The organism is Paraburkholderia flava, assembly GCF_004359985.1.
Classification (GTDB): Bacteria; Pseudomonadota; Gammaproteobacteria; order Burkholderiales; family Burkholderiaceae; genus Paraburkholderia; species Paraburkholderia flava.
The window spans coordinates 1319704-1333866 of record NZ_SMRO01000002.1; the positions used below are offsets into that span (position 1 = coordinate 1319704).

Below are 14163 nucleotides of genomic sequence, written 5' to 3' on the forward strand. Positions count from 1 at the left end.
GCGCGTACGGATTCGATTAATGCAGTTAATTCGTTATTGCGCCGGTGCGACGTAAGGCTGCACCGGCAACGAGCCGCTCGGGCCGCCGAACTGGAAGCTCGGCGTGTCGGTCAGGTTCGACGTTGCGCGATTCGTGTAGTCGTCGACCGATACAGATTTCTTCGCGGACTTTGCCGCGACCTTCGGCGGCGCGACGATTTTCTGGATGTCGGCGAGACGCTGCTGCGTCGTCGCGCTCGTCTTGCCGAGGCCCTGCGCGCGCTGATACGCGGCGCTCGCGAGACGCAGATACAGGTCGCCGAGATTTTCGTACGCGAGGCCGTAGCTGGGATTGACCTTCGTCGCGGTTTCGAGCGCGGCACGCGCGTCATCGTAGCGGCCGTGCTTCGCATACAGCGCGGCAAGGTTGTTGTACGGCTCGGGCAGTTCCGGGTAAGTCTGCGTGAGTTCGGTGAACGCGGTGATCGCTTCGTCGTCGCGATTCAGCCGCGCGAGCACGGTGGCGCGCTTGAATTTCGCCTGTGCGTCGCGCGGATTCGACGCGATGCGCGCGTCGAGTTGCGCGAGTGCCTCGGTCCAGTTTTTCTGCTCGATCGACGAATCGATCTCCGGCGTGCCGTCGCGCACGGCCGGCCCTTGCGGCAGCGCACTGGCTTTCTCCGCATGCGCGGAAATGCCCGGAAAGAGCGTGAGCGCGACGCCGAAAAAGGCCGTCGCGGCGAGGGTCGCAGCGCTGCGCGCGCGGCCGCTGGAAGGTTTCATAGGCTGAGGTCGGGGTGTTATACTCCGACCCATTCTAACAAAAGGTCTGCGCGTTCCGTCGAACCACAGATTCTCTTTTCGCCACTCGTGGTTGTCTCCGCGTCGATGGCAGCCCACCACAGCACTAAGTGCGAGCACACAGTGCACCGGTTTGCTGTCCGATGTGCTGCAGCGCATGAGTCCGTCGTTCGATGGGCTCCATGCACACAATGCCGGCCGGATCTCTTTCGAACCACGCATCGTCTCTATGGAATCACTGCGCATCTACAACACGCTCGCGCGTGACAAGCAATCTTTCGCGCCGCTGCAGCCGGGCGTCGTGCGGATGTACGTCTGCGGGATCACGGTGTACGACTACTGCCACATCGGGCACGCGCGCATGATGATCGTGTTCGACGTCGTGCAGCGCTGGCTGCGTCTGGTGGGCTACGACGTCACCTATGTCCGCAACATCACCGACATCGACGACAAGATCATCCGTCGCGCGGTCGAGAACGGCGAGACGATCAAGTCGCTGACCAGCCGCTTTATCGCGGCGATGCACGAAGACCTGGACGCGCTCGGCGTCGAGCGTCCCGACCACGAACCGCGCGCGACCGATTTCATTCCGCAGATGCTCGGCATGATCGAGAAGCTCGAAGCGAACGGCTACGCGTATCAGGCCGCCGACGGCGACGTGAACTACGCGGTGCGCAAGTTCGCGAACTACGGAAAGCTGTCGGGCAAGTCGATCGAGGATCTGCGCGCGGGCGAACGCGTCGCTGCGAACGACGCGAAGCAGGACCCGCTCGATTTCGTGTTGTGGAAACAGTCGAAGCCCGACGAGCCCGCTGACACCGGCTGGGATTCGAAATACGGCCGCGGCCGTCCGGGCTGGCATATCGAATGCTCGGCGATGGGCTGCACGCTGCTCGGCGAGCAGTTCGACATTCACGGCGGTGGCCAGGACCTGCAGTTTCCGCACCACGAAAACGAAATTGCGCAAAGCGAAGGTGCGACGGGGCATACGTTCGTCAATTACTGGATGCACAACGGCTACGTGCAGATCGACAACGAGAAGATGTCGAAATCGCTCGGCAACTTCTTTACGATCCGCGAGGTGCTCGAACGCTACGACGCCGAAGTGGTGCGCTTCTTCATCGTGCGCGCACACTATCGTTCGCCGCTGAACTACAGCGACGCGCATATCGACGACGCCCGCGGCGCGCTCACGCGTCTTTACACCGCATTGAAAGACGTGACACCCGACTCGTCTGCACTAGACTGGAGTGACGCGTACGCGCAGCGGTTCCGCGCGGCGATGAACGACGACTTCAACACGCCGGTCGCGGTGTCGGTGTTGTTCGAACTGGCAAGCGAAGTCAATCGCACACGCGACGCGTCGCTTGCACGGCAATTGCAAGGTCTCGGGCGCGTGCTCGGTCTGCTCGGTCGCGAACCGCGCGCCTATCTGCAACAGGCGGGCGGCAGTGCCGATGAGGCTGGGCTCGACACAGCAGAAATCGAAGCGCGGATCGCCGCGCGCGTCGCGGCGAAGCAGGCGAAGCAGTACGCCGAGGCAGACCGGATCCGGGCAGAACTGCTCGAAGCCGGAATCGCACTTGAAGACAAACCGGGCGGGTTGACTGAGTGGCGGCGCGTGTGAGCGCTTCCCGCACTTCCCTCTGATCGACACGCCAGGCAGGAGGCAGGATGGCAACGGCCACGAAGACGCAGGCTAAACGAGCCGCGTCTCAGACAGGCGCGGCACCCGTGACGAAAACGACGCACGCGAAGAGTGGCGCGCGTGCGCCGCAGCGCGCGACGTCGCATGCGGCGAAAGCCGCGAACGGTGCAGCAAAGAAAACCGCGGCGAAACGCGGAACGCTCAACGGCGATGCATCGCATGTGCCGAAGCTGTCGCGTTCGACGCGCACACCGGCAGCGGATGTACGCACCAAAGCGGCACCCGGCAAACGTGCCGCCAAAGCGAACGGCGCATTGCCCGACGCGCTCGCCGACGGCGCGCAGGAATTCACAGTCGACGAACTGCATGACGGCGAGATCGTCCGCAAGTCGCGCGCCACGACCGATACCGAAGTCGCGGTGCCGGTGCAAATCGGCGGCCTCGCGCCCGAAGTCACGCGACCCATCTATTGGGACAAGGCGTGCGCCGATCTCGTCAAGCGCGATCGCATTCTCAAGAAACTGATTCCGAAATTCGGCCCCGTGCATCTGCAATCGCGCGGCGATCCGTTCGTCACGCTCGCGCGCTCGGTGGTCGGTCAGCAGATTTCGGTCGCGGCTGCGCAGGCGGTGTGGCAGCGTGTCGAGAGCGCGTGTCCGAAGCTCGTGCCGCAGCAGTTCATCAAGCTCGGCCCGGACAAGCTCGTCGCGTGCGGGCTGTCGAAGCGCAAGACCGAATACATCCTGGATCTCGCGCAGCATTTCGTATCGGGCGCGTTGCACGTCGGCAAGTGGACGTCGATGGAAGACGAGGCGGTGATCGCGGAGCTCACGCAGATTCGCGGCATCGGCCGCTGGACCGCGGAGATGTTCCTGATCTTCAACCTGTCGCGTCCGGATGTGCTGCCGCTCGACGACCTCGGGCTGATCCGCGCGATCAGCGTCAACTACTTCAGCGGCGAGCCGGTCACGCGCAGCGAGGCGCGTGAAGTCGCCGCGAACTGGGAGCCGTGGCGCACGGTCGCCACCTGGTACATGTGGCGTAGCCTCGATCCGTTGTCGGTCGAGAGCTAAGCGCTTATCCTCTCTGTCGCTGCGCAACTATCAATTCCCGGATTTAATAGTTGCGAGCAGGTTTTGACATGGGCGGGCGCGGTTAGAATACGCGCTGCCGGTAAGTCCAAGGATTCCAACCAATGAAGACCACCTTTCTGGATTTCGAACAGCCGATCGCTGAACTCGAAGCGAAGATCGAAGAATTGCGCTTCGTGCAGGACGATTCGGCCGTCGATATTTCGGAAGAGATCGATCGGCTTTCCAAGAAGAGCCAGCTGCTCACGAAAGACCTGTACGCGAACCTGACGCCCTGGCAGGTCTCGCAGATCGCACGCCATCCGCAACGTCCTTACACACTCGATTACGTCAACGAGCTGTTCACCGATTTCCACGAACTGCATGGCGACCGCTCGTTCGCGGACGATCTGTCGATCGTCGGCGGCCTCGCGCGTTTCGGCGGCCATCCGTGCATGGTGATCGGCCAGCAGAAGGGCCGCGATACGAAGGAACGCGCCGCGCGTAACTTCGGCATGCCGCGTCCGGAAGGCTACCGAAAGGCCGAGCGCCTGATGCGCGTCGCCGAGAAATTCGGGCTGCCCATCTTCACGTTCATCGATACGCCTGGCGCGTATCCTGGCATCGGCGCGGAAGAGCGGGGCCAGTCGGAAGCGATCGGCCGCAATCTGTACGTGATGGCCGAACTGAAGGTGCCGCTCATCGCGACGATCATCGGCGAGGGTGGTTCGGGCGGTGCGCTCGCGATCGCCGTCGGCGACAGCGTGCTGATGCTGCAATTCTCGACCTATTCGGTGATCTCGCCGGAAGGCTGCGCATCGATCCTGTGGAAGAGCGCGGCGAAGGCGCCGGAAGCAGCCGAAGCGCTCGGGCTCACTGCACATCGTCTGAAGGCACTCGGGCTGATCGACAAGATCGTCAACGAGCCGCTCGGCGGCGCGCATCGCGATCCGAAAGGGATGGCCGCGCTGCTGCGTCGCGCGCTCGCCGACACGCTGCGTCAGTTCCAGGGCATGAGCACGCAAGACCTGCGTCAGCGTCGCTTCGAGCGGCTGATGGCCTACGGCAAGTTCAAGGAAACGACGCCGGGCGCGTAAGCGTCGCGGGTTTCCTTAATCCTCTCTGTGCGCGGTGATCCACCGTGACTTCCTCCTCCGACACACCCGCTGACCGCCTCGTAATCGAGGCTGTCGGCGCGGCATCGGCTGCGCTCGCTGCTGACGCGCGCATCGCGATCGCGTTCAGCGGTGGACTCGATTCGTCCGTGCTGCTCGACGCGGCAGTGCGCGTGCTGGGCGCGTCACGTTGCGTCGCGCTGCATGTGCATCACGGTCTGAGCGCGCATGCGGACGCATGGCTTCGACACTGCGCGGCATTCGCAGAGATGCGCGGCATTGAGTTCGCGCATCGACGTGTCGACGTTGCGCGCGATGCGGGCACCGGCATCGAAGCCGCGGCGCGCGATGCACGCTACCGTGCGCTCGATGCCATGTGCGCCGAACACGACGTGCATGTACTGTGGCTTGCGCAGCACGCGGACGATCAGGCCGAGACCGTGCTGCTGCAACTGCTGCGCGGCGCGGGGCTGGCCGGTTTGGCCGCGATGGCGCCCGAGCGCTTGCCGGCCGGTGCCGCTGCGACGCGCGTGCGTCCGCTGCTGCCGCTGCTGCGTGCGCAGCTCGAGCAATATGCGCGCGCTCACGCGTTGCGCTGGATCGACGACGAGTCGAACGCGGACACACGCTATGCGCGCAACGCGTTGCGCCACGACGTGCTGCCGACGCTTGCCGTGCACTTTCCGGGTTTTCGCGATGCGTTGTCGAGGACGGCTGCGCACGCGGCATCGGCGCAACGTCTGCTCGACGACCTCGCGCGACTCGATCTGCAGGACGCATCGCGCGACGAGGGCAGGGCGTTGTCACGCGACGCGCTGCTCGCACTCGACGACGATCGCGTGCTGAACGTTCTGCGTTACTGGATGCGCACGCTCGCACTGCCCGCCGCGCCCGCAGCACGCCTTATCGATGCGCTGCGCCAGTTGCGCACGATCGGCGACGATCACGGACTGCGGATCGATCACGCGGGACAGGCGCTGCGCGTGTATCGCGACGACGTCTACTGGGAAGCCGGCGACAGCGCCGATCCCGCCGACGAAACGGCACTCGCACAGAGGCCAGCCGCGACGCTTGCGTGGCGTGGCGAAGCGGTGTGGCATCTGCGGGCGTGGCGCGGGACGTTCGTCTTTGTCGACGTTGACGCCGACGATCCCGATGCCATTCCCGAAGCTGTGTTGATGCGCACACCGCTCAGTGCTCGCTCGCGTGCGGGCGGCGAGCGGATGCGCACGAGCGTTGATGGACCCAACCGTACGTTGAAAAACCTGTTCCAGGAGCGGGGCGTGCCGTCGTGGCAACGCGATGTCCCGCTGCTGTTTTGCGGCGACGAACTGCTGTTCGTGCCGCTGCTTGGCGTGAATCGCGCGGCGATCGTATCGTCGGAGAAGGGCGCGGGCGGACGGTATCGGCGTATCGAATGGCGCGAGGATCTGTCGATCGCCTGAGTGCGCGACGGTCCTCAACGCAAACCACCAGCCGACCCGGAAAAAATGGCCGGTTTCCCTGCAAATCCTTGATAGATAAGCGTTTGCGGGCCATATCCCAGGGATTTGGCTTGTTTTTTTACGGCCGATCGGGTACGGTTACTTGTTTGCCCGGACCGCTTTTACCGTTCCTCGTGTCGTGTCTCGCCCAAGAGGCGTGATTGCCGGCTACGAGCGATTTCGCGGGCAAATCCGCGCGCGTTGCCTGCGCCGCCACATACTTCGCCGTCGTTCCCGAACGTTTGCTTGTTGTGCGGCCCTGTTGTGCGGCCGCTTGCAGCGCGCCCGACGCGATTTCATCCTCAGTTCAGAACGACAATGGCACTCATCGTACACAAATACGGCGGCACTTCGATGGGCTCGACCGAGCGCATCAAGAACGTCGCGAAGCGCGTCGCGAAATGGCAGAAGGCGGGCCACAAGATGGTCGTGGTGCCGTCGGCGATGTCCGGCGAAACCAATCGTCTGCTCGGCCTCGCGAAAGAAATTTCGGCGCAGCCGAGCCCGCGCGAACTCGACATGATCGCGTCGACCGGCGAGCAGGTCAGCGTCGGTCTGCTGTCCATCGCATTGCATGAAGCGGGCGTCGACGCGGTCAGCTACACCGGCTGGCAAGTGCCGGTCAAAACCGACAGCGCGTTCACGAAAGCACGCATCAACGAAATCGACGGCGAGCGCGTGATGCGCGATCTCGACGCGGGCAAGGTCGTGGTGATCACCGGCTTCCAGGGCATCGATCCCGAAGGCCACATCACGACGCTGGGCCGCGGTGGTTCGGACACGTCGGCGGTCGCAGTTGCGGCAGCGCTGGAAGCAGACGAGTGCCTGATCTACACCGACGTCGACGGCGTGTACACCACTGACCCGCGCGTCGTCGAAGAGGCTCGCCGGCTCGATCGCGTGACGTTCGAAGAGATGCTCGAAATGGCGAGCCTCGGCTCGAAGGTGCTGCAGATCCGCTCGGTGGAATTCGCCGGCAAATACCAGGTGAAGACGCGTGTGCTGTCGAGCCTGACCGATCCGCTGATGCCGCTCGAAGCCGAAATGTCGTCGGGCACCCTGATCACTTTTGAAGAAGACGAGACCATGGAAAAAGCAGTCATCTCGGGCATTGCGTTCCAGCGTGACGAGGCCCGCATCGCGGTGATGGGTGTGCCCGACAAGCCGGGCATCGCGTATCAGATTCTCGGCCCGGTGGCGGACGCGAACATCGACGTCGACATGATCATCCAGAACCAGAGCGTTCAGGGCAAGACCGACTTCACGTTCACGGTCGGCCGCGGCGACTATCAGCGTGCGATGGACATCCTCACCGGCCAGGTGAAGGGCCATATAAGCGCCGAGCAGGTGCTGGGCGATCCGAAGGTGTCGAAGGTATCGGTGGTCGGCGTCGGCATGCGTTCGCACGTCGGCATCGCGAGCACGATGTTCCGCACGCTGTCGGAAGAGGGCATCAACATCCAGATGATCTCGACGTCCGAAATCAAGATCTCGGTGCTGATCGACGAGAAGTACATGGAGCTCGCCGTGCGCGCGCTGCATAAGGCATTCGAGCTCGATCACGTATAAGGGCGCAGGTCGCGGACGCAGCGGTTTTATGCGTGTCTTCATGCATGTCACCCGCGTGACGCGATGAGCCAAAAAGTGCGCCCTGAAAATTGACCTCAATCGGCGAACCCGCTATTATCTTGGCTTCGTCGCGCTGCCTCCCTGGCGCGAGCGAAAGTTTGGGAGACGTGGCCGAGAGGTCGAAGGCACTCCCCTGCTAAGGGAGCATCTGGGCCAAAACCTGGATCGAGGGTTCGAATCCCTCCGTCTCCGCCATCCGGTGGTCAGGAAACCCCGTAAGTTCAAAGACTTACGGGGTTTTTTGTTATCTGTCGATCGCTCTGTGCTGCATAAAATACTGCATAGCAAAAATGATCGTATGCCCACATTTTTGGTTGCGCTGGCATCGAACCGGGGCTGTGTCAACAAGCTGCATGCGAGCCTGTATGGTTCGATCCGATGCCAATTCCATCAAAGAAACGGCTTATAAATCGGGGATCACAACATGTTGGTAGCTATGTAGCGTGTGCGCTGCTCCGTGCTGTAGCGCCCAGCCATCCGCTCGTCCCGATATAATCGGGACTGGTCCGAACTTGCCTGCATCGAAAAAATGACAAAAAAAGTCAAGAACAATCCAGCCGCACGACTGCACGAGATTCTTAAGGGCATTCACGCCATTAATCAGCAAAAAGTCTGCAGACAGGCTTGGAGCGAGCTACTACACACCAGCAGCGAGGAAGAGCTTCTTTCGCGTCTATCGAAGTTGATAGTCCTCGCCGGTGACGTTTCGGAAGCGACAAACAGGCTCTTTCCGGTGCATCTGACGCATATGCGAACGTTAGAAGTGCAGTTGCGTGATGGTATCGTCAAGCAGAACCTGAATGGGCAGTGGCAAACTTTCATATCCAATGTTTCGGCGGTGTCGCTTGTTCACCTGTCGATGGTTGAAACAATGCTGAATGAACGCGAGAGCATGCAGCCACCGACCACATTGAATGAACTTAACGAGACGTTCGCCGAGGCACGTACGAAGATCATCGACGCCGACGACATTCCCGATGACGTCAAGCTCGTAATAATGCGCTATCTCAATCGCATCACCACAAGCCTCGATGAATACTTCATTACAGGCATCTTTCCTGTAGTCGATGCTCTGAATTGCGCAATGGGCAATGTTGTCGTAGACGCGGAGTATCGCGAAGCGATCGAAAAAACAGACGCTGGCGGGTTCTTCGGCAAAGCCATCGCTAGTGCTGCTGCGACCGTGAACGTCGCGACAGGAATTGTCAATCTTCTTGGAAGCGAACCATTCAAGGCGATCGTCAAATATCTCACCAAGAGTTGAGGTGACGCAGGCGCCGTTTGTGCAAGACTCAGTGCTTGCTTGTTTCGATAAGCATTTCGGAATCCTATCTGGTATTGGTAAAAAAAGCCCGATATCCGCTTGAGATACCGGGCCAAAGTAGGCTTTAACCTACGGGCGCACAACAGAAATTAGATTTCAACGCGCGTATCGGCTTGGTCGGCCAATGCGCTGTTGTAAAGATGGGTCGGGAGTTCCGCCGCCAGTTTTTCATACTTCGGCGCGATTGCATGAAGGTCGGCGGCGTCGGTCAACTGCTTTGCTGCATCGGGCAAACGCGTAGCGATTACATCCGTAACGATGCTATCGCGCAATCCCTTGGTGATACCAGTCAGGAACAGCGGTTCGGCATGTAGCACTGCGGCAACGCGTCTATCTTCCTTCGCCGCTTGCTTGACCTTTGCGACACCTTCCGGCGATTTCAGCGTATCGGCAACCCATGCGCTAATACGTGCGGTCATACCGTCGCCGGGTAGTGCGTTGTCGAAATAGCTGTTGATGCTGGTCATCGCGCGTTCGTTCAGTGTGTCGGCATGTGCGGCGATATCGGTAGCAGCTTTGCGGATAGTGCCCACAGTATCCAGCGCGACCTTGCGAGCCGCAGCATGCCGTGCAACTTCGGTTCGCGTCTTGTCGTCGGTCAGGCGTGCAACCGTGTTGATTGCGTCGCGCAATGCGATATCGGCTTTCAGAACGAACGGGGCCGCACCGCATTCCAGTTTTTCAGCATCGCCAAGGCGCGCTTTGCGACCGGTCGCCGTTGCCATGATTTGAACGAAAGACGTTGCGGCGGGCTGAGTTACGAGGGTTTTCATGTTGGTTGCCTAATGTAAGTTAAGTTGAAAATACGTTTAACGATTCGTTCGCCATTTTGACGATGTAATATCATCTGTATCGACGAACTTACTACGCGGTTCGGCTGATGTATCTATCAGGTCTTTGCCGCGCCTATCGCCTGTAAATGCTAGTGATTTGATTTGTTGCTGTGATGCGGCTTGCTCAAATGCGTCTAGTGATTCGTATTCTGGAATGACGACAAACTTACCTTTGAATTTGCTTATCTTGCCTTTCCCGGGATTGAATCCGGGTTTGAAGTATCCCTGAAGCCAAACTTCGATACTTCCGTCTATTCCGCCCCATTTGATTGCGTCGGGTTTGCAGTGAAGAACCTTATTCGGACCTTGCTCTAATCGGACGCCTTCCAGCTTTTCAAGCCGGGTTTTAAGTCCGGCTCGCATTACCGGCCCCGTTGCCGCTCAAGTTCTTCAATACGCGCTTCGATATCTGATGTTTCAATTACGCGTGATAGTTGCGATAACATATGCGCCAACTTAGAAGCATCCGACACGTCAACCTTGCCGTTTCTGGCTTGGCGATAAAGACGGGCCATTTCATACCGTACTTCCTGTACCGTCCCAAGCTTGGCGCGAGTGTGGCGCTTGTCCACCCGCCCATCTTCGCTTGTCGCTTGATCTGCGGTCCGTGGCGCGGCTCGTTGCGTGCCGTCCGTTCCCAAGGTCTCGCCGATCATCGCGAACCCATCTGTGGGCTTATTTTCGACTTTCGAGGTCGCCGACCCCGTTACCCATTTTCCCGTCGTCATGACTAAAGCCGTCATCTAATTAAATTAAAAATAGGTTAACAGCGCCATATTACGTTTAACAAGAATTTTTTAAGGGAGTGCGGGCAATTTATGTAATACCTGTCCAAATGTCATCGCGCGTCTCGTTAAAATCCATGCGATGGTTTCCCCTAATTATTCGGACCAACTTCGGTAACAGTATCCTCCCATTCGTCTCGACTAAAGAATGCGTCACCGATTCGCATAATACAAAGCAACTCCCAACGCAATGAAAGCAATTCGGGCTTCGTTTTCAATCTTCGTTCCATGTCGATAATTCCGGAATGCCGGTTGAATGTCTTCATAGGATGTTCGGTAATCAACATCGAGCCAACTTTGAACGTATATTCCGGTTTTTCGTACAGGGCTTCTTGACGCCAACGAAGCGTTATACCGACGTACCGCTTGACAACCGGCGCAAGTGAGCGAAGTTCCCTTGCAGTGTTCTCAATCAACAGTTCACCGGCGAGATACCGATAACCCCGATAGCGTGTCAAATAGTCTTTGAATTCATCGGCCCATTGCGTGACGGCAGACAGAAGCATCGCGTCAAGCAAACCGGCGTGATCTTCGCTGTTTTTGCGCTTCTTCGATTCGCTAAGGGACCGAAGCGCGATAGAGAACGCTAACGGGTCTTTGATACCGGCCCGCGAGAGTGCGCGACCGATGGACCCGTTGTTAAAGAATTGCTCGAATTCGTGACCAAGTTTCGTATTCATGGTTTGCTCCGTATGTGTGGATGCGTATGCGGTACGGTTTGCAGTACAGTTGTCGAGGTACAAAAGAAATCCCTTTAACTACCGAATTCGTTGGCGGAAGAGTGATCCGCCAATCCACTGAACGGAACGCGGCGAACAAACTTGCTTGTTGATGCGTCCATCGTGCGCAACGGGCTAAGGCGCATTCCACTGCTGTTGTATTCGTCTTGGAATCCGTAGGCCGCTGGCAACTTCGCCGGGTCGGCAAGTTGTTCAACCATCCAGCTAACGGCGGTCGTTTCGATAATCGTTTCGTACTGCGAATTGATTTGGTGTTCAATGTTCATTTCGATAACTCCCAAAACTCGTTAATTTGTACCCACAGTAGTTACCCGGCGTGTGTATGGGGGAGCGCTGTGGTTCGTTCTATACCTGTCAATGCTTCCGGCGATCTGGGTGTGACAGATCGGTAGCAACTCTGACTATTCAATGCGACAGCTAACACGCCTTAACTTCCGTCGATACCAGTTTGCGATGCTTGCGACGCGGGCAACTAGCAAAGCGAAATCGGCGTTTCCATTCCGTACAGGACACCCCCTAAAGGGGGATTGTCCGTTTGTCCGGGAAAATGGTGGCGGACAAAAGTTAAGGTTGTCCGAAAATGTCTGTTTTGTCCGAAGCCCACCCCGTGCGGCTTTGCGGCCTGTTCAACTTTGTCCGTCCGGCTATTCATTGGCCCGCATCATTAGCGCTGCAAATGCTGTCATGTAACGTCCATTCATTTCCATAATCGCCGAATTTTTCAAAAGTGATTTCATAGATCGGCTAAATGTTCGTTCTACGGTTGCTGCTTTGTTTCCCTTTCCGTAATCTGTTTCTTCGAACCCGCGATACCATTCGTCTTTACTTGCGCCGTGCATCGGGTCTTTCAATCCACCGATTACGGCATTCAATGCTTTAAATACGATTTGATCGTTGCCGCGCAATGCCCTTTGACTTTCGGGTGTCGCCCTTGTCGGACCCGCCGTAGCGTTGCCGCTCGCATCAACCGGCCCACTGTGGGCACATACGCAACTGGTAATTTCGATCGTTTCACCTGCAAACGTAGCGGAACCAAGTTCGACCGTTTCAAGCGTAAAACTGAACGTCCTACGGTCGCCGCCGTCTTTCGTCTTTACCGCCGTCCAATACCGTTCGTTCGTGTCTTTGCTTCGGCTAACTTCGATAACAGCGTCAAGCGATGCGTAAAGCGAACCGTGACCGCGCATGGTCCGGTTTTCTTCGGCCTTGGTTGAATGGTGAATCAGTACCGCCAGCGCGTTGCGGGCGCTTGCAATGCGTTGGATAGCGCTAACCACTTCGCCCATATCACGCGATAAATTTTCATCCATACCGGGTGCAGCTTGTGCCAATGTGTCGATAAACACTACGGTTCCATTTGGAATCGTTTCGATCAGTCTTTCAACGTCGTCTTTGCTGTTCAGCGCGAAGTTCGAAGATAAAACCTTCAAGCCTTCCGGCAAGTTGCGTGCGCGGTTTTGCTCCCAAGCCTTCGCGCGCGCTTTGAAGCCCGCTGCGCCTTCTAGAACGACGTATAGAACCGGCGCGGCTTCGATCAATTGACCGGCCCAGCGCGAACGGCCCTTCGTACCTTCGGCGATTGCGCACGCCATATCCAACGCTAGGAACGACTTGCCGGAACCCGATGCACCGTGAATTGCGGCGGTTCCGCGTGCAGGAAGCACGCCGAACATGCGCCATTGGTTCGCCAGTTCCGACACGTCACCGGCAATCAGTTCATCGCGTCCGGCAATCGGGAATGCCTTGGCTGGAGGACCGTTGACCATATGGGCGTTCACTTCCGCCACCGATGCGACGTTCTTGAACGCCGCTAGGGTTTCGCTACCGCTTGCGATCAGCGCGGCGATATCGATCGACTTGACGCCGTTTGCTAGTTTGTCAAAAGCGCGGCGAATCGTAGCGTCCTGATAGTCTTTACGTGTGCGCCACTTGTCGCGGTTCGCGCGCGGGGTCATGCTGAAACATTCCCGCGCCTTTTCGACGTTCTGACAAGCGAACACGATGGCGTTCATAACGGCTTGGTCAACACCGCTATCATCTTCAACACCGAAGTCCAAGCGGGCCTTGCGTTCAAATTCCGCGCCGTTCTTCCAATCGCAGATATCGTTTAGGATTGCGGCGGCGTCTCTGTTGCACGGTTTTTCGATTACGTCGTAGTGCGGCTTGGAACAGGTATCGAGCGCGCCATGCAATGCCCGGGCTAGTTCGTCAGCTTGGTTGATCGGTTTCGCTTCACCGTACGCGTTCCCCGTTACGGTCATGAATCGGGCGGTTGAGTACAGTTCGATAGAGTCAGCCGACGAGCGCACACCGTTGGGCGGAATGTCCGCTTTCATCCAAATGTGAATGCCGTTACCGGAAGGTGAAACTTCGGTGTAGCTGTTTGCGTCTCCGATCAACGCATTGCCGATCCGATAAACGCGGTCAATGTCGGAGGGATCAACCTTGCCCACAGGGTTATCAATGTCGATTACCGCGTATGGGTCGTTCTGCGTCAACATGAAGCCGATACCGGCGCAACGGCCCGTTTCGACGTTGGCCATAGCGCTGTCAAAATCCGCCCAACTGGTCGGGTGGTTGACGCTGGCGTTGCTGCCATCGCGGGGATTCAACGGCACTTTCCGTTCCACGCTCTTTTCGTCGACGCGGTACGTCCAATTGACCCATTGGAAGCGGTCGCGGAGTTCTCGCGGAATGCTATCGGGTTGAATAGGTGCCATGTTCATTTTATGCGGTACGGAATGCAGGTCATACC

General features: G+C 58.5%; 13 protein-coding genes and 1 tRNA gene. 7 read left to right on the forward strand and 7 right to left on the reverse strand.

Annotation, left to right across the window (positions count from 1 at the left end; all coding sequences use genetic code 11):
* Window positions 1-33 precede the first annotated feature (33 nt).
* The gene (locus E1748_RS17330; protein WP_133648406.1) at window positions 34-762 is read right to left on the reverse strand and encodes a tetratricopeptide repeat protein; all 729 of its coding nucleotides are present in this window, start codon (window positions 760-762) and stop codon (window positions 34-36) included.
* Window positions 763-1009: 247 nt separating this feature from the next.
* Here E1748_RS17330 and cysS point away from each other — a divergent pair, with 247 nt between their 5' ends.
* The 7 genes from cysS (at window position 1010) to E1748_RS17365 (ending at window position 8990) form a co-directional block, all read left to right on the forward strand.
* Window positions 1010-2407: a cysteine--tRNA ligase gene (gene cysS, locus E1748_RS17335; RefSeq protein ID WP_133649414.1), complete on the forward strand. Its 1398-nt coding sequence runs from the start codon at window positions 1010-1012 to the stop codon at window positions 2405-2407.
* A 47-nt stretch (window positions 2408-2454) separates the two neighbouring features.
* Window positions 2455-3501 carry a DNA-3-methyladenine glycosylase family protein gene (locus E1748_RS17340; protein WP_133648407.1) on the forward strand — a complete coding sequence of 349 codons (1047 nt, stop codon included), beginning with the start codon at window positions 2455-2457 and terminating at the stop codon, window positions 3499-3501.
* 122 nt (window positions 3502-3623) lie between these two features.
* A complete protein-coding gene (locus E1748_RS17345; RefSeq protein WP_133648408.1) occupies window positions 3624-4595 on the forward strand; it encodes an acetyl-CoA carboxylase carboxyltransferase subunit alpha in 972 nt (323 codons plus the stop codon).
* Between the two features lie 44 nt (window positions 4596-4639).
* Window positions 4640-6058: a tRNA lysidine(34) synthetase TilS gene (gene tilS, locus E1748_RS17350; protein ID WP_133648409.1), complete on the forward strand. Its 1419-nt coding sequence runs from the start codon at window positions 4640-4642 to the stop codon at window positions 6056-6058.
* Window positions 6059-6415: 357 nt separating this feature from the next.
* Window positions 6416-7666, forward strand: coding sequence for an aspartate kinase (locus tag E1748_RS17355; RefSeq protein WP_133648410.1), 1251 nt, complete (start codon window positions 6416-6418; stop codon window positions 7664-7666).
* 161 nt (window positions 7667-7827) lie between these two features.
* Window positions 7828-7921 (forward strand) — tRNA-Ser (locus tag E1748_RS17360).
* A gap of 334 nt (window positions 7922-8255) precedes the next feature.
* A complete protein-coding gene (locus E1748_RS17365; RefSeq protein ID WP_133648411.1) occupies window positions 8256-8990 on the forward strand; it encodes a hypothetical protein in 735 nt (244 codons plus the stop codon).
* A 149-nt stretch (window positions 8991-9139) separates the two neighbouring features.
* On the opposite strand, the gene E1748_RS17370 is transcribed toward E1748_RS17365, so the two are convergent.
* The 6 genes from E1748_RS17370 to E1748_RS17395 form a co-directional block, all read right to left on the reverse strand.
* A complete protein-coding gene (locus E1748_RS17370; RefSeq protein ID WP_133648412.1) occupies window positions 9140-9823 on the reverse strand; it encodes a hypothetical protein in 684 nt (227 codons plus the stop codon).
* 36 nt (window positions 9824-9859) lie between these two features.
* On the reverse strand, window positions 9860-10246 hold the full coding sequence (locus tag E1748_RS17375) for a hypothetical protein (RefSeq protein ID WP_133648413.1): 387 nt from the start codon (window positions 10244-10246) through the stop codon (window positions 9860-9862).
* Window positions 10246-10611 (reverse strand): hypothetical protein, encoded by a 366-nt coding sequence (locus E1748_RS17380; protein ID WP_133648414.1) that lies wholly within the window; start codon window positions 10609-10611, stop codon window positions 10246-10248. Before E1748_RS17380 ends, E1748_RS17375 begins: the two co-directional genes overlap by 1 nt.
* 149 nt (window positions 10612-10760) lie before the next feature.
* The gene (locus tag E1748_RS17385) at window positions 10761-11348 is read right to left on the reverse strand and encodes a hypothetical protein (protein WP_133648415.1); all 588 of its coding nucleotides are present in this window, start codon (window positions 11346-11348) and stop codon (window positions 10761-10763) included.
* 74 nt (window positions 11349-11422) lie between these two features.
* Complete coding sequence (locus E1748_RS17390) at window positions 11423-11674, reverse strand: hypothetical protein (protein WP_133648416.1); 252 nt, start codon at window positions 11672-11674, stop codon at window positions 11423-11425.
* Window positions 11675-12052: 378 nt separating this feature from the next.
* Window positions 12053-14128 carry an AAA family ATPase gene (locus E1748_RS17395; RefSeq protein ID WP_166653583.1) on the reverse strand — a complete coding sequence of 692 codons (2076 nt, stop codon included), beginning with the start codon at window positions 14126-14128 and terminating at the stop codon, window positions 12053-12055.
* Window positions 14129-14163 lie beyond the last annotated feature (35 nt).